Below are 16,334 nucleotides of genomic sequence, written 5' to 3' on the forward strand. Positions count from 1 at the left end.
CTATGAATGCTTTACGCAAGTTGTTAGATCAGCAGAAGCCTCTTTTTGAGAAAGGGGGAAAGTTAGAAAAGTTTTATTACGCATTTGAAGCGGGCGAGACGTTCTTGTTTACCCCGAATTCTACCGGAGGCAAACACGGAACCCACATCCACGATGCCATCGATCTGAAGCGGATGATGATTACGGTGGTAATTGCGATGGTTCCGGCTTTGCTATTTGGAATTTATAATGTGGGTCACACCCATTTTCTGGCGGTAGGTGAATTAGCCGAGGCTACCTTCTTGGATAAAATCCTGATTGGGTCTATTGCAGTATTACCGATCGTTATCGTTTCATACACTGCCGGTGGATTGGTGGAAGTAGTGTTCTCCATTATTCGTCGCCACCCGATTAATGAGGGTTTTTTAGTATCAGGAATGCTAATCGCTATTGTGATGCCCCCTACTCTACCGCTGTGGCAAGTAGCCCTGGCCGCTATATTCGCGGTGGTTATTGCCAAAGAGGTTTTTGGCGGAACGGGTATGAACGTACTCAACGTAGCCATGACTGCTCGTGCATTTCTGTATTTTGCCTACCCGGGTGATATGTCCGGCGACGTATGGTATTACCTGGGCGACAAGCAGTATGCCGACGGTTTTTCAGGAGCAACGCCACTGGGCTTGGCGGCAGAAGCTGTCGCGGTTGAAGGTAGTCAAAGCGTAGCTGCTACATTAGCTGGCTTTCAGGATGGTTTATTTACCTTCTGGAATATGACGGTGGGTCTTATCCCAGGGTCTATCGGGTCAACATCCTTTATTGCGGTGATGATCGGGGCTATTATCATTATCGCTACTGGTGTGGGTAGCTGGAAAATTATTTTGAGCGGATTCATCGGAGTATACGCCATGGGGCTGATTTTAAACTTAGCCGGAGCTAATGAATACATGAGTATGCCGCCTCACTACCATTTCGTAATGGGTGGCGTAGCCTTTGGTATCGTATTTATGGCAACAGATCCGGTTTCGGCCGCTCATACCGAAATGGGTAAATGGGTTTACGGTTTTCTGATCGGTGTTATCACCGTCATTATTCGGGTGTTGAATCCAGCCTACCCCGAAGGAATAATGCTAGCGGTGCTGTTTATGAACGTATTCGCTCCGCTAATTGATTTTTATGTAGTAGAAGCAAACAAGAAAAGGAGGTTACAACGTGCAACAGTCTAATGTTTATGTTATCATATTTTCCGCAGTATTAACGGTAATACTGGGCGGATTGCTCGCTTTTTCAGCGATTGGATTGAAGCCTATGCAGGATATGCAAGTGGCTTTGGATACTCAAAAGAAAATTTTAGGAGCCGTAGTACAGCTAAACGAAGGCGACGATGTTCCCACTATTTACCAGGAGCGCATTGAATCACTAGTGGTAAATGCTCAGGGGGAAGTGGTGAATGAAGTAGATGGTGCGCCAGTGGTAGCTGAAGATATTGAGGTCGGTAAGCAATTTAAGCTTCCCGTTGAAGAACGGCTATTTCCAGTTTTCAAGTACCATGCTGGTGAGAGCGATCAGGTAGATGCTTACATTCTTCCAGTTTACGGCAATGGTCTCTGGGATAATATCTGGGGCTACGTAGCTTTAGAGAACGACCTGGAAACGGTAAAGGGTATTGTTTTTGACCACGCAGGAGAAACTCCCGGACTAGGAGCACGTATCACTAGTGTAGATGTTCAGGAACGATTCAAGGGTAAGAAAATCTACGATGATTTGGGCGAACTCGTAGCTATCCGGATGGTGAAAGGGGAAACTGGTGATCCTAGCATTTACGGTAATAACGAAGTGGACGGTTTATCGGGAGCTACCATCACTGCGGTTGGCGTGAATGACATGCTGTCGAACTATCTCAGCTATTACGAGCCTTATCTGGAAAAAGTATCGGATGAGAGCCTATCTAAACCAGGCTCAGAACGTCAATACACTGACGTTTAACAATTAATATATTATTACTTGCATCTTTAATAGCATTACCTTCGTAGCTATAAATAATATCAAATAATCTGTCTCTATGAGTGCTGAAACCCAAGTATTAGATAAGCCCATTGAAAAAAGCGAGCCGTCGGAAGCACCGTTATCCAAACGACGGAAGAAGATCATTACTGATCCACTCAATGATGATAATCCTATTACCGTGCAGGTGTTGGGTATTTGTTCGGCATTGGCCGTTACAACCCAGTTGAGTCCCACGCTAATCATGGCAATCTCAGTAGTGTTTGTAATTGTGTTTGCTAACCTAATTATATCACTACTCAGGAACTTGATTCCTAACAGGGTACGGATTATTGTGCAACTGGCTGTTATTGCTACACTGGTTACTTTAGTAGACCAGGTGCTGAAAGCTTATTTCTTCGATGCCTGGAAGGAGCTTACGGTATTTATCGGACTGATTATCACCAACTGCATAGTAATGGGGCGTTTAGAAGCTTTTGCTTTGGCTAACAAACCGTACGATTCAATTCTGGATGGTCTGGGAAGTGGTTTAGGCTACGCCTGGATTATTTTGGCGATCGCTTTTTTCCGGGAATTATTTGGCTCAGCTTCAGTATTTGGCTTCAAAGTATTTGAAGCAGTGGGTATCGAGAATTTCCCCACCAACGGAATTATGGTAAGCCCGGTAGGTGCTTTCATTATACTGGGACTAATTATCTGGGTACAACGCACCAAGACAGGCTACGTAGAACGGTAACTACTGATTACAACAAGAAATTACGATGGATTTAATCAACATTGCGGTAAAAGCTATTTTTATTGAGAACATGGTACTCGCCTACTTCCTGGGTATGTGTTCTTTTCTAGCGGTTTCCAAGAAAGTATCTACCGCCACCGGATTAGGGGCAGCGGTCATTTTTGTTCTTACTATTACTGTGCCTATCAACTGGTTGCTTCAGGAGTACGTGCTAAAAGAAGGTGCTCTAACCTGGGCTGGGGCTCAATTTGCTTCAATAGATTTGAGCTTTTTGCGCTTTATCATGTTTATTGCGGTAATTGCAGCCATGGTACAACTAGTGGAGATGGTTATTGAGAAAGTTTCTCCCTCGCTGTACGGTACACTAGGAATTTTCTTGCCTCTGATTGCGGTAAACTGTGCTATCTTAGGTTCTTCTTTGTTTATGGTGCAGCGCGATCAAACCGTTGCTGAGGCAACAGTATTTGGATTTGGCTCAGGTACTGGCTTCTTCCTTGCTATTGTAGCGTTAGCCGCTATTCGGGAAAAAATGAAGTACTCTAATGTTCCTGACGGACTAAAGGGCTTAGGAATTGCCATGCTAATTACCGGACTGATGGGTATTGCCTTTCTATCCTTTGTCGGAATAGCGATATAAACGATAAATCTTTATAGGAGCATGTTTAAGTTTTTATCCTTTGACCTGCGAATCCACCTTTAGTCCCTGCATCTCCTCAATTTTATCCGTCATAGCTAAGCTATGCCATCAAAATTTGAGTCATTCAGGAACTAAATCTTGAATTTTCGGTCTCAAAAACAAAACTTAAACATGCTTTAACTTAAGGTTTTGTCAGTAGTGGCAAAACCTTTTTTATTTTAGGGAAAGTATGAAAAACCGAAGTTTACCCACGTATTTTTTCAGAGGTTTGCTCTTCGCCGTTCCGGTAGCTCTCACCATTTATATTTTGGTAGTTTGTATCCGATGGCTAGACAGTCTCATTGATATATCCATTCCTGGTTTGGGGTTACTCACTATTCTTGCTTCAGTCACGCTTATTGGCTATTTGGCCTCCACCCTATTAGCCGCTCCCCTATTCCGCTTGCTAGAGGAATTACTAACTCGCTTGCCTTTAGTCAATATCATTTATTCTTCGTTAAAAGACTTGATATCTGCTTTCGTAGGCGACAAGAAGAAATTTGACCGTCCGGTGCTAGTAGCACTAAGCGATGACCTCACCATTCGCAAGCCGGGCTTTATCACGCAAGATAATTTGGCAAAGCTTGGTTTAGTGGATCAAGTAGCCGTTTACCTTCCCCATTCTTATAACTTTTCTGGCAATTTATTTATCGTCCCTAGCCAGTACGTTACTCCAATTGAAGCCTCCAGTACGGAGATCATGAAATTTATTGTTTCTGGTGGTGTTTCCGGCTTAGAAGAACACTTAGGTGGTATGCCTCATGAAAAAGTATGATTGCGTAGTTATTGGCTCCGGGCCTAATGGCTTAGCTGCGGCCATTGAACTGCAACGGTCGGGCTTATCAGTGCTGGTGTTGGAGGCGAAAGATACAATTGGTGGCGGTGTCCGCTCCGAAGAACTTACCCTGCCGGGATTTATTCACGATGTTGGGTCAGCAATTCATCCACTGGGAGTAGCCTCGCCTTTTTTGAGTCAACTTCCTCTGGCCGATCACGGATTGGAATGGGTATATCCCCCAGATGCGGTAGCACACCCAATGGATAACGGAGTAACGGTAACACTAAACCGTTCAGTAGAAATTACCGCTGATTCGCTAGGAGTTGATGCTGAAGCTTACCGAAGTTTAATGAAGCCTATTGTAAACAATTGGAACCAGATTGCACCAGATTTTCTAGGGCCGCTTCGCATTCCTAAGCATCCGCTAAAGCTGGCGGGTTTTGGTCTGAAAGCGTTACGCTCTACCACCTCACTAGCAAACTCGCTCTTTAAAACCCCCGAGGCAAAAGGCTTTTTCGCAGGCTTGGCTGCTCATTCAACATTACCACTCGAGAAAACAGCTACATCAGCAATTGGCTTGGTTTTAGGGGCACTAGGTCATGTAGTTGGCTGGCCATTTCCTAAAGGAGGGGCCAAAGCGATTACCGACGCATTAGTATCTTACTTACAATCATTGGGCGGAGAAATAGAAGCTGGGCGAGAAGTACGGGCGATTACCGATATTCCACCTTGCCGAGCTACTGTATGGGATGTTACCCCTTGGCAATTATTAGAGATTAAGGGATTAGCTCTTCCGACCAACTATCGTAAGCAATTACAGTACTTCCAGTATGGGCCTGGCATCTTTAAAATCGATTGGGCTTTAAGCGATCCTATCCCGTTTAAGAACCCAAAAGCAAACCAAGCAGCGACCATCCACTTAGGAGGAACTTTGGAAGAAATAGCTTTATCAGAGCGCGATGCTTGGCATAAAAAGCACACTTCTCACCCCTACGTGCTACTGGTGCACCAAAGCCCGTTTGACTCCACTCGAGCTCCTGTAGGAAAGCACACTGCCTGGGCTTACTGTCACGTACCCCGCTATTCGCTTCAGGATATGACTGAGGCCATTGAAGCGCAAGTAAAGCGATTTGCCCCAGATTTCCGAGATACTATTCTGGGTAAGCATACGATGCATACCCGGCAGGTAAATCAGTACAATCCCAATTATATTGGGGGAGATATCAACGGAGGAGCTCAAACCATCAATCAGATATTTACCCGACCTACCTTCAGCCTCACCCCCTACCGAACTGCAAAAAAAGGAGTGTATCTCTGTTCATCTTCTACCCCACCCGGCGGTGGTGTTCATGGCATGTGTGGTTACCACGCCGCCCAAACGGTGCTAGGCGATTTATTTCCTGATGCACAAAAAAAAGCATCACCTCAATGATGCCTTCAAGGTTTTAATTATTAGTATTTACGATTAGCTCCCAGCATTGTAGTAGAATCGCTCATTGACGATATGATCGCCATCCCACTTCTGTACGGCTACCTGCTCCAATTTCACCCGGTTATCATCCTGAAAGGTAACATCCATCCAGGACTCTACCGTGGTTACCTTATTTTCTTCATTAGAGGCAATTGATCCTACTCCCGCTCCATGAAACTCCTTGATGCTGGATAAAAACTTTTCCTCGTACTGACGATTAACATCTTTGCCCTCTCTTCGGTCACCCGTAGCCTCTACCATTACACAGTTTTGGTGGTAGTATTTATCAAATGCGTCTAATAGCTGACCAGAATTTATCATGTTGTACAGGTCTTGAGCTTTTTCTTGATAAGTCATAATAATTTTTATTAAGTTATAACAAATGTTGTATATACAATATACGAACGATAGATCATAAAGTTTAGGTCAATAGGAATTATTTATCAGATATTATATTGAGTAGAAGAGCAATACACAGAAAATGAATCGCTTATTTTCAATTAAATGTGTAACGGAAACCTAACCTCAAACCAAACGATTGAGGTTGACTACTAAACGTAGCTTGATCATTAGCCAAATTGCTCAGTGCAAACTGGTAAGAAGGAGTAAGTGATAATGAATAGTTTTGTACCAATTGATAGAACACCCCGCCCGAAATCATTCCACTGAAGTACTGATTATTAAATGGGCTATTACCATCGCGACTGATGGTGGAGGAAGCATACTGGTCGGAAGAAATCCGATTACCTAAGAACAAGTTAGCAGCTATTCCTGGGCTTACCTGCAGGGTCACCTTCGAGAAGCGAACATTATACCCAATAAGCAAAGGAACCGATATAAACTGAAACTGATTAGCTACTTCGCTAGGATTACCAGTAGAATTAGTATTATAATAATTAGCGGCATTCACTTCGGCATTGGTGGCTACCAATGGGTAACGCTCCCCTGACTGCAAATTAACTACGGTGTAGCGGGTTTCAGTAGTTGTCTGAAAGTTTTGAAAATCTAAACCAGATTCAATGCTCCAACGCTCCCCCAGTTCTAACCCAAAATTGAATCCGTAGCTAAACGAAAGCGATGAATTATTTTCTAAGCCCTCTTCTATTTCTACTACTGGGGATGAACCTAAATTACTGTTGCTAAACCGGGATATAATCAAATTATCCGCTTGAATATCAAAGCCAGGAGGACTAAATGACTCCCCGTTTGGCACAAAGTCAGAAGAAGGCCCGCCCGAGGATTGAGATTGGAAGTTTGGATCAAAAAAGCTCGGTGCCATAGCTAAGCCAGCAAAAAATTGGACACCTTGCTTCTCTGATTCGCGAGGGAATTCTTCTCGGTACTGGGGTACTAAATATAGCTGGTCTACATTATCTACCCAAGTAGGAGCGTGTAGAGCTAAACCACCGAGCGGTAGGGCAGATAACCGCCCTACCTGATGGTTAGAGAGAAGTACCTCTTCTTCCGAGCTTACTTCTTCATTAGGGAAAATAAGCGTCTTGGCGGTAGTTAGCTCAGCAATTGTGCTGTTTGCCGATACCGCTTCATTTTCTTCATTGGTTATCACTACGTCATTACTAGCAATTGCCCCTTGTTCCGTTTCCGATGGTATGTTACCATCTGACCTGAGCGGAGCACTAGAAGACTGATTACTATTAGTTGCGGTGTTGCCAGCAATTGATGCTTGGTTTGGTAAATTAGCTTTTTGGGTTTGGGCGTCCCCATCAGCAATAGTAACTTCGGACTGCTCTCCGGTAGCATCACCTTTATCTGGTACTCGGGCAATCTGAGAATTACGACGATCTACCATTGGTTGGTTTGGTTGCTCAATGGTTGCCTCGGGTTGTTCAGCTATGGTACTAGAAGTATCGAAACGGGTAAGAGTATACCAACTTAACCCAGCAATACAAAGTAGCAGTATTGCTGCTGCCGCTCGGTAAAAGAAAAAGCCGCGTTTATATTTACCACCTTCTTGAGCCGCTAATTGTTGATCAATATTCTTCCAGACATTGGGCGAAGGGGGCATCTCTGCCGACTCAAAAGCCTTCTGCCACTGCTCCTCGTACGATTGATTTTCGGATGAATTAGCCATGTTTCACCTCCCCAGTTTCAGTAATTAAATCTCTAATCAGCGAACGGGCCCGGGCGTACTGAGATTTGGACGTTCCTTCGCTGATACTAAGCATATCGGCAATTTCTTTATGCTTGTACCCCTCAACAGCGTAGAGGTTAAAAATAACCTGGCAGCCCTGAGGTAACGATTGCAGAATTGCCAGCAAGTCACGGTAGTTATAGTTAGCAATTTCCGCATCTTCATCGCCAAGATGATGAACTTCTTCAATATCAAGATGCGGATATAAATAGACCTTCTTCCGATGGTGATTAAGGGCAGTGTTGATAACAATGCGCTTAATCCAGTATTTGATCGCTGATTCACCCCGAAATTTCTCCAGACTATTAAAAATTTTGACAAAAGCTTCTTGCAGTACATCCTCAGCATCTTCGCGGTTCTTACAATAGCGCATGCACACCACCATCATCTGACTGGCGTACTGTTCGTACAACTCGTGTTGAGCCAGTCGCTCACCTTTAATACAGCGAGCAACTAGCGCTTGTTCATTCTGCATGTAACTTGCTGAATAACCGCAATAGTTGGAATTAGGTCGTTTTCATTAGTGTAGACAACAACATTGAAAAAAACGTTGGAAAACAACTAAAAAAATTTTGGGAAACATGGAAGATAGACGCGAAAAAATGCAAAAGCACCGGTGAAGGACAAACGGTGAGAAGTAAAAGTAGCATCCACCTTCAGCCTCATGATATCTATCTTGTACCATTAAATAAGAAAGACTTCAGCATAAGACAATGCGTGAAGCAATGTCCCTGCCGAAGCCTTAACTCAAACCACAAAGTAAAATCTAACCCGTATTTCTCTTTACTCGCTAGTACGTTTTTGCGGCTAAGCCTGCCAAAGCACCGGCTACTTTAAATCCAGAGTTAGTGGCAGCTTTCTGATTTAGTTCAAATCCTAATTTTGATTCTTTAGTAGCTATAAAGTTGATATGCGAACCTTTTGACTGAATATTTTCGAGTTCAGTAATCACTAGAGCACCACTAGCTTGTAATGCTTGAATATCCTCTGGTTTTACCCGAACCCCCTTGGTAATAAAAACTATTTGACTATTCTTAGCTTCACCAGCGTTTTTACACTTACGTACCACAAAGTTTTGCCCCTTAATCGTCTTCTTCTTCGTTGAGATATCAACCATCTCACGGTACGCTTCGCCTTCACCTAACACACTGACCGTAAAGTTCTCACCTGCCTTATCAGCGGGCCATTCAATATATCGGCTAAAATTATATATCAATATAGTATGATATTTATATTGCTGTGCCTGTGCAAATCCTGACATGAACAGGATCAAACAAAGCGTTCCTACAATTGCTTTCATAATATGTGTTGTTGTTTATCTGCAATATTTACTTCCGCACATTACAAATATCATATATAAATTAGAAAAATTATATATTATATTAGAAATTTTATTACTTGTGTATTCTGTACTATAGTTGGGTGAAAATTTGGGATAGTCAGTAATAAATGGATAATAGATGTTTGCTGTGGCTACTAAGCTGTATTATAGTCCGTTTACTCAGACCAGTACAGTTTATGTAGGATTACTATCGTTTACAGTAGTACTTTCGTAATTTGGTATTTATTCCCAAAATGAGAATTTGCTGAGTTTATTCTTAAACAGAATTATCTATAATACTTCGTTGTTAAATCAATATATGATGAATATCTAGGTCTATGTTACTTGACATTGCGCTGTTTGGACTAGCTTTTCTTCTGGCAATCCCGGCTATTACCGGCTATTTTGCCTACAGCCACGGTCGTTCATTCTGGCTATGGTTTACTCTGGGTTGTTTTTTTCCGTTCATTGCTAATATTATTCTAGCTATACTGTGCTGGAAAGTGGCTCGCAAAGAAGAGCGGCGACGGGTAGGAACACTAACTCGGTACGAGGATGGTTACATGGGAGTGGAAATTACAAAAGTGGTGAAAGCTCACCCCCGCCATCAAGATAACCCATCGTAATTTTGACTTATCTCAGAAAATCATAATTTCATGGATTCAAATCTATCCACTAATCCATGAAATACGCATCACCTAGTCTACTACTCTCTTCTTTCTTTATCCTCATCTCTTGTACTACTTCCGATTACATCGAAAATACCACACTCACTTATCTGCCTAGCCAAGCTATTTCATTAACGGAGTTATCTGCTTTTGAAGAATCATCGGCGAATTGGAGCTTAGCTGGTAGTGTATACGCTAATCGGAGTGAAAAGAGTGCCCTGGAAGTAGAACCAGGTACGGGTATACTAGCCAACCAGCCTCGGGAGGACGCTCAGGGCAATTTGTTCACCACTTTTGAACACGGCGATCTGGATTTAGAGCTAGAGTTCATGATGCCTAAGTCTTCTAATTCGGGAGTATATCTTCAGAGTAGGTACGAGGTACAATTACTAGATAGTTGGGGAAAAGATAGCGTTAGTTTCGCTGATTGCGGAGGCATTTATCAGCGTTGGAACAATGACCAGGGCTACGACGGTAAAGCTCCTCACACGAATGCTTGCTACGCTCCGGGGCTGTGGCAGCACTTATCTATAAAATTTGAAGCACCTCGGTTCGATTCTTCAGGAAAGAAAATACGGGATGCGATGTTCCGGGAAGTTAAACTGAATGGAGTACTGGTTCATGAAAATGTAGCCATAAGCGGCCCAACCCGAGCCGCAGCTTTTAATGACGAACAAGCTATAGCACCCTTAATGCTTCAGGGCGACCACGGCCCAGTGGCTTTTCGTAACATTCGCTACAAACGCTACGGATCAGAAAAGATCAAGCTGAGCAACATTTCGTACGAATACCACGAAGGAAAATTTTTAACTCCCGATACGCTGGCTACTCTGGAACCAAAAGATAGTGGTGCTACTGATTCAATTAGCTACCAGCTATCGCCTCAGCCTCAGGAGTATGCTTTGGTTTTTTCCGGTACCCTTAACACTCCCACCCGTGGCGACTATTTGATGACACTAAAGACAGCCGGAGCGAGCTGGCTCTGGATCGACGATAAACTAGTGGTAGATCACTTACAAGGGCAAGACCTTAAAACGCCAGGTTACGGACAGATTCAGTTAGAAAGTGGCGAGCACTCCTTCAAATTAGTTTTTAGTAAACTCGGACGTGGCTGGCGACAAGGTTTGGCCTGGGAATACGAAGGGCCGGAGATTCCGGTAACGGCACTACAGGCTCCTGGCTCAGTTCCGAAGCAGCAACCTCCGCCCCCACACGTAGTTGAAACAGTATCCGAACCGGTTCTTCAGCGAGGTTTCTGGTGGGTTGATGAAGAGACTAAAAAAACGCATACCTTAGCAATAGGATTACCCTCTCAAGTAAATTACGTGTACGACTTACGTAGTGGGGCACTGCTGGCCGGTTGGGGTGGCGATTTTGTGGATGCTACCCAAATGTGGCACAGCCGAGGAGAAGATCAGTCGTTAACCGCACTGGGTGGAGTTATTCCGTTTCAGGTACATCCCCCGTTCGCTCAACTTGCTTCTACCCAAGCCAGTTGGCCCGACTCAGTTGATTTAGAGTCCAAGAACTTTCGCTACCAGGGGTACCAATTGAACGCCGAACGTATTCCGGTATTTGAGTACAAATTAGGCGAGGGTACTTTGTACGATGAGATTGAGCAGCGTAAAGGGGAACGTAGTTTAACCCGAAACATTACAATTAACCAAAACCAAATAGCTTCTTCCTGGTACTGTTTGGTGGCCGAAGGCAGCTCAGTAGAGAAACTACCGGATGGAAGCTACAGCGTAGACGATCATCGGTACTACGTAACCATTGATAAGGCTGCTAGTGCGCCTATTGAGCGAAACCGAAATGGTAAAACTCAACTACTGCTACCACTTATCGCCCGAAATGGTGAAACCAAGGCATCTTATACCATCATCTGGTAACAAAAACTATTATGAAAAATTTTATTCTTTTACTTCTTATCGTAATTCCCAGTTGGCTATTCGCCCAAGCAGAAGATGATTATTACCGAATTGAAACCATTCCTATTCCCGATAGCATTTTGCTGGAGGTAGGTGGATTGGCCTTTACTGATGATGGAAAATTAGGAGTCTCTACCCGGCGGGGTGAGGTTTGGTTGCTGGATCGGCCTACTTCGGCGCGCCCAACTTTTACCCGCTTTGCCCACGGACTACACGAGCCACTAGGGCTGGCGTATCGCAATGGTTCGTTTTACACTACCCAGCGGGCTGAAGTTACCAAACTTACTGATAATGACAGTGACGGCGTAGCTGATCGCTACCAATCAATTTACTCCTGGCCGCTTTCGGGCAATTACCACGAATATTCTTACGGCCCACTGTTTTTACCCAATGGCGATATGCTCGTCACGCTAAACTTGGCTTGGATTGGCTACGGCGAAAGCCCGGTAAAGTGGCGCGGCTGGCTACTGAAAATTACCGAAGACGGTAATATGACTCCCATCGCTACCGGATTGCGGTCACCCGCTGGATTTGGCTTTGATATTAATGGAGAAATATTTTACGGAGAAAACCAGGGCGACTGGATTGGCTCAGGTCGGATTACGCACTTAGAAAAAGGTGATTTTGCCGGAAATCCGGCCGGATTGAATTGGAGTCAGGAACCCAATTCACCGTTGCGGCTTAAGCGAAGCAACATTCCTGATTCGGTAGGGCTGATGCACGAATTTGCGAAGAATATTTCCAGTATGAAGCCCCCGACCGTTTGGTTTCCCCACACGATCATGGGAATTTCTACCTCTGACATTATGACGGATACCACCCAGGGTGGATTTGGGCCGTTTGCCGGACAAATGTTTGTGGGCGATCAGGGGCACAGTAAAGTGATGCGGGTGTTTCTGGAAAAAATCAATGGCGAATATCAGGGAGCCTGCTTTCCGTTTCGGGAAGGTTTCTCGTCCGGTATTCTGCGAATGCGCTGGGGACCGGATGATAATATGTACGTGGGCATGACCAGCCGGGGTTGGGCTTCTACCGGCAAAGAACCCTACGGCTTACAACGGTTGGTATGGACGGGAAAAACTCCGTTCGAGATAAAAGCCATTCGGGCGGTAGCCAACGGCTTTGAATTAGAATTTACCCAACCTGTTGATGAGTCGGTGGCTTCCCAAGCCTCGATCTACCCGATCACTAATTTCATCTACAGCTATCACCGAAGTTACGGTAGTCCGATTATTAATCAGCAGGCATGTCAGGTGCATAGTGCTGAGGTTTCAGCCGATCGTACTAAAGTACGTCTGCATATGGACGGGCTGCGGGAAGGCTACATTCACGAAATTAAAGTAGATGGATTGAAATCGGCCAGTGGTCAATCGCTATTGCACGATGTGGGATATTATACGCTTAATAATTTTGCCGAGGGAACCGCAGTAACCGCTCCTATCGCCCAAAACAAAACATCAGAGATGCCTCCCTGCGAGGAATCGGAAAAGCGCATAACCGAAATGCCTAACGATTGGGAAAAGCCCGATGTGGTAATCAATATCGGAACCGAACCCGGATTAAAATACGATTTAAGTGAGTTTACGGTAGCCGAAGGCGACAAGGTGCAAATTATCTTCAATAACAACGATGATATGCTGCACAACTTGGTAGTGACTGAACCTAATGTGGCCAATCAGGTGGGGGAAGAAGCAATGACTTTAGGATTGGCGGGAACCGACCGGGGCTACGTGCCAATCATGGATGAAGTTTTGTTCCACACTTGTATTCTCCAGCCTGAAACTTCGGAAAGCATCTACTTCGTAGCTCCTCCGGCGGGCGAATACGAGTTCGTATGCACCTTTCCCGGGCACTACAAAGTAATGCGAGGAAAGATGGTCGTCACATCAAAGGAAACCGCTTCTCGTTGAGAAAAGCTTAGTACCCAGCTGCTTGACCGTCTTTTCGTGATTCCGATGCGCCGATGTATACATCATTTTCCGCATCGTACTTGATGGCTTGGTAACCGCCGTATACTCCCCGGGCAAACTGAACGGTATGTCGTTTTCGCATTAGCTCTTGGATAGTTTCCGAAGAAAATCCGGTTTCCATCCGCAGAATACCTCCATCCGTCATTTTACCTCCGGTAGGTTGAGAGTCGCTCGCGTGGTTAATTCGGGGGGCATCCCCGGCTTCCTGCACGTTCATCCCAAAGTCAATCATATTGACCAGTACTTGCACGTGACCCTGGGGTTGCATGGCACCCCCCATAAGTCCAAAGCTCAGATAAGGCTTACCGTTTTTAGTAACAAAGGCCGGAATAATGGTATGGAACGGACGTTTGTGGGGTTCATACACATTGTTATGGCCTTCTTCCAAACTAAACAACGCTCCCCGGTTTTGCAGGATGAAACCCAGACCGGGCGGAGTCATCCCCGAACCCATACCAGAATAATTGCTTTGGATAAGGGAGATCATATTACCATCTCCGTCGGCCACAGTCATATAGATCGTATTACCTTGCTCTAACTCTCCGGCCGGATATTCACGGCCCGCCCTATCGGGATCAATTAATTTAGCTCGAGCTTGGGCGTATTCTTTAGAAATGAGCTGATCCATCGGGATTTGTACAAAGTCGGGGTCAGCGTAGTACTTTGCCCGGTCTTCGTAGGCTATCTTTTTGGCTTCTACCAAATGATGGATATACTCCGCACTACCAAAGCCCATACTGGCTAAATCGTAACCTTCTAAAATATTGAGCATCTGTAGTACGGCAGTTCCTTGCCCATTAGGCGGCAGTTCGTATACCTCGTAGCCTCGGTAGTTAGTAGAAACCGGTTCCACCCAGTCCGCAGTATGATCTGCTAAGTCTTTGGTGGAGAGCAGCCCACCTTGCTTTTTGATATAGTCGGTAATCGTTTTGGCAATCTCACCCTTATAAAATGCGTCTTGGCCTTCCTGGGCAATTTTCTCTAATGTGTTGGCTAATCCGGGATTTTTGAAAATTTCACCTTTTTCGGGAGTTCGACCGTTAGGCATAAAGACATCGGAAAAGCCTTCGTACTGCTGAAGTACTCGGGCATTTCCCCTCCAACCGGAAGCAATCACTTCCGTCAGCGGAAAACCATCGCGGGCGTAATCAATCGCGGGCTGAAGAATGGTAGTCATGGGTAGGCTGCCCATTTTTTCGTGCAACGCAAACCAACCGCTCACGCAGCCCGGCACACTTACTGATAATGGTCCTCGGTAGGGTACTTCCTCGTGGCCGTTTTCTTCAAAGTACGCGAGAGATAAATCGTACGGGGAGCGTCCGCTGGCATTCAGCCCGAGCAATTCTTCATTTTCGGCATTCCAGACAATGGCAAACAGATCACCACCTATTCCATTGCCGGTAGGTTCGGTTAACCCTAGTACCGCATTAGCGGCAATAGCGGCATCAATGGCATTACCGCCCTGTCGGAGAATATAGAGTGCCGTTTGCGTAGCTAGTGGTTGACTGGTAGCCGCCATCCCGTGCTGGGCAATCACCTCCGAGCGGGTAGCAAACTGCTCGCCCGTCAGTCGGTCTTGGGCAAATAGCAAAGTGGGCAGTAAAAGAAAGAAGAAAAGTAAAGCTCTCATAGGTTAGACAGGTTAGATCTGTTCAGGAAAGAAACGGAATATCCGCCGGAATGGCAAGTTACTCAACAACTGCTTTTTCACGACTGAGCAGTATGCCTATACCAATAAGCTGGCTAAACTGTAGTTCACTAACCTGATCGAAATCGTAGAGGGCAATAGCCGATACATTAACATTGATGTACTGCGTTAGTTTAGCGGCCAGGGTTACATCTAACCGATGGTCAATTTGATTCAGAGAAAGGTTTTCGTAGTTGGCGAAGGTCAGGTAGCGAGCCTGAAGACTAATATTTTCGGTAATATTTTTGTTCCAGTTAGCTAGTAGTTGAAATGCTAGCCACTCATAACGGACAGTTTCGCCGGCTCGACTTTCTACGCCATAGGCAATTCCACTCATGCTAGACTCTAAATTATTATATAATGTAGTGTCATTTACGATAGTAATACGAGGTGAAAACGGACTCAAACGCAGCGAAAAGTTTCTAGTGGGAGCATATTCAAACCCCAGTGAAAACGTCAGGAATGCCGGTGCCAAGAAATCTGAAATTCGTAATGCGTCTTCTCCACCAGTTGCCGTCTCCACATAACGAAAACCCGGACCGAATTGCGTAAGAAAATTTAGAGAACCGTAGCCATTCCATTCTTTAGAAATATCGTACCCTACCTTACTGTCCAGAAAAATTCGATCTTGTGTTTTGCGTACCCCTTGCCCTTGATTATTAACTACCCCAAATAGCAAATCAACGGTATTATTCCACGACCAAGAACCGTTTTTATAATTCGCCAAGTAGTTAAACAGGCCAGAAAAAGCGACAGAATTTACTGCCCCCCCAGTCCAGTTATCACTAAACGCTGCCTGATTGAAGTTAAGACCAAACTTCGTAGAAGTAGTCCAGACGGTATCGGCTCCCAAAGTATCAGGAGGAGTTAACAGAGCGGTAGGGTCGGGTACCACTTGGGCTAGTAAACTCAGGTGACATAGCGTAAACAATACAATTGATAATAAGACTTTTTTCATAACACGATT

At 44.8% G+C, this 16,334-nt stretch carries 15 protein-coding genes; 9 read left to right on the top strand and 6 right to left on the bottom strand.

What is annotated here, in order from left to right; all coding sequences use genetic code 11:
- The first annotated feature begins 2 nt into the window (after positions 1–2).
- The 6 genes from P0M28_RS01940 (at position 3) to P0M28_RS01965 (ending at position 5,602) form a co-directional block, all read left to right on the top strand.
- Positions 3–1,202 carry an NADH:ubiquinone reductase (Na(+)-transporting) subunit B gene (locus P0M28_RS01940; protein WP_302207738.1) on the top strand — a complete coding sequence of 400 codons (1,200 nt, stop codon included), beginning with the start codon at positions 3–5 and terminating at the stop codon, positions 1,200–1,202.
- Complete coding sequence (gene nqrC / locus P0M28_RS01945; protein ID WP_302207739.1) at positions 1,189–1,962, top strand: NADH:ubiquinone reductase (Na(+)-transporting) subunit C; 774 nt, start codon at positions 1,189–1,191, stop codon at positions 1,960–1,962. The genes P0M28_RS01940 and nqrC overlap by 14 nt, the downstream gene beginning before the upstream one ends.
- Positions 1,963–2,038: 76 nt before the next feature.
- Positions 2,039–2,716, top strand: a complete 678-nt coding sequence (locus P0M28_RS01950) for an NADH:ubiquinone reductase (Na(+)-transporting) subunit D (protein ID WP_302207740.1) — start codon at positions 2,039–2,041, stop codon at positions 2,714–2,716.
- A gap of 25 nt (positions 2,717–2,741) precedes the next feature.
- Entirely contained in the window at positions 2,742–3,353 is a 612-nt protein-coding gene (gene nqrE, locus P0M28_RS01955) for an NADH:ubiquinone reductase (Na(+)-transporting) subunit E (RefSeq protein WP_302207741.1), read from the top strand.
- 229 nt (positions 3,354–3,582) lie between these two features.
- A complete protein-coding gene (locus P0M28_RS01960; RefSeq protein WP_302207742.1) occupies positions 3,583–4,167 on the top strand; it encodes a DUF502 domain-containing protein in 585 nt (194 codons plus the stop codon).
- Positions 4,154–5,602 (top strand): phytoene desaturase family protein, encoded by a 1,449-nt coding sequence (locus P0M28_RS01965; RefSeq protein ID WP_302207743.1) that lies wholly within the window; start codon positions 4,154–4,156, stop codon positions 5,600–5,602. Before P0M28_RS01960 ends, P0M28_RS01965 begins: the two co-directional genes overlap by 14 nt.
- 33 nt (positions 5,603–5,635) lie before the next feature.
- On the opposite strand, the gene P0M28_RS01970 is transcribed toward P0M28_RS01965, so the two are convergent.
- From P0M28_RS01970 to P0M28_RS01985, 4 genes are all read right to left on the bottom strand, one after another.
- Positions 5,636–5,998, bottom strand: coding sequence for a SnoaL-like domain-containing protein (locus P0M28_RS01970; protein ID WP_302207744.1), 363 nt, complete (start codon positions 5,996–5,998; stop codon positions 5,636–5,638).
- A 139-nt stretch (positions 5,999–6,137) separates the two neighbouring features.
- Positions 6,138–7,733 (bottom strand): outer membrane beta-barrel protein, encoded by a 1,596-nt coding sequence (locus tag P0M28_RS01975; protein ID WP_302207745.1) that lies wholly within the window; start codon positions 7,731–7,733, stop codon positions 6,138–6,140.
- Positions 7,726–8,268 carry an RNA polymerase sigma factor gene (locus P0M28_RS01980; protein ID WP_302207746.1) on the bottom strand — a complete coding sequence of 181 codons (543 nt, stop codon included), beginning with the start codon at positions 8,266–8,268 and terminating at the stop codon, positions 7,726–7,728. Before P0M28_RS01980 ends, P0M28_RS01975 begins: the two co-directional genes overlap by 8 nt.
- A gap of 315 nt (positions 8,269–8,583) precedes the next feature.
- Positions 8,584–9,093 (bottom strand): YfiR family protein, encoded by a 510-nt coding sequence (locus P0M28_RS01985; RefSeq protein ID WP_302207747.1) that lies wholly within the window; start codon positions 9,091–9,093, stop codon positions 8,584–8,586.
- A 359-nt stretch (positions 9,094–9,452) separates the two neighbouring features.
- On the opposite strand from P0M28_RS01985, the gene P0M28_RS01990 reads away from it, so the two are divergent.
- Genes P0M28_RS01990 through P0M28_RS02000 form a run of 3 tightly spaced genes read left to right on the top strand, consistent with a single transcriptional unit; the run spans position 9,453 to position 13,620 of the window.
- Entirely contained in the window at positions 9,453–9,740 is a 288-nt protein-coding gene (locus tag P0M28_RS01990; protein ID WP_302207748.1) for a hypothetical protein, read from the top strand.
- A gap of 56 nt (positions 9,741–9,796) precedes the next feature.
- A complete protein-coding gene (locus P0M28_RS01995) occupies positions 9,797–11,671 on the top strand; it encodes a 3-keto-alpha-glucoside-1,2-lyase-like domain-containing protein (protein ID WP_302207749.1) in 1,875 nt (624 codons plus the stop codon).
- Positions 11,672–11,682: 11 nt separating this feature from the next.
- Positions 11,683–13,620: a plastocyanin/azurin family copper-binding protein gene (locus P0M28_RS02000; protein WP_302207750.1), complete on the top strand. Its 1,938-nt coding sequence runs from the start codon at positions 11,683–11,685 to the stop codon at positions 13,618–13,620.
- A gap of 7 nt (positions 13,621–13,627) precedes the next feature.
- Here P0M28_RS02000 and ggt read toward each other — a convergent pair whose 3' ends face one another.
- A complete protein-coding gene (gene ggt / locus P0M28_RS02005) occupies positions 13,628–15,310 on the bottom strand; it encodes a gamma-glutamyltransferase (RefSeq protein WP_302207751.1) in 1,683 nt (560 codons plus the stop codon).
- A gap of 58 nt (positions 15,311–15,368) precedes the next feature.
- Entirely contained in the window at positions 15,369–16,325 is a 957-nt protein-coding gene (locus P0M28_RS02010; RefSeq protein WP_302207752.1) for a DUF3078 domain-containing protein, read from the bottom strand.
- Positions 16,326–16,334: the final 9 nt, after the last annotated feature.

This window comes from Tunicatimonas pelagia, assembly GCF_030506325.1.
Classification (GTDB): Bacteria; Bacteroidota; Bacteroidia; order Cytophagales; family Cyclobacteriaceae; genus Tunicatimonas; species Tunicatimonas pelagia.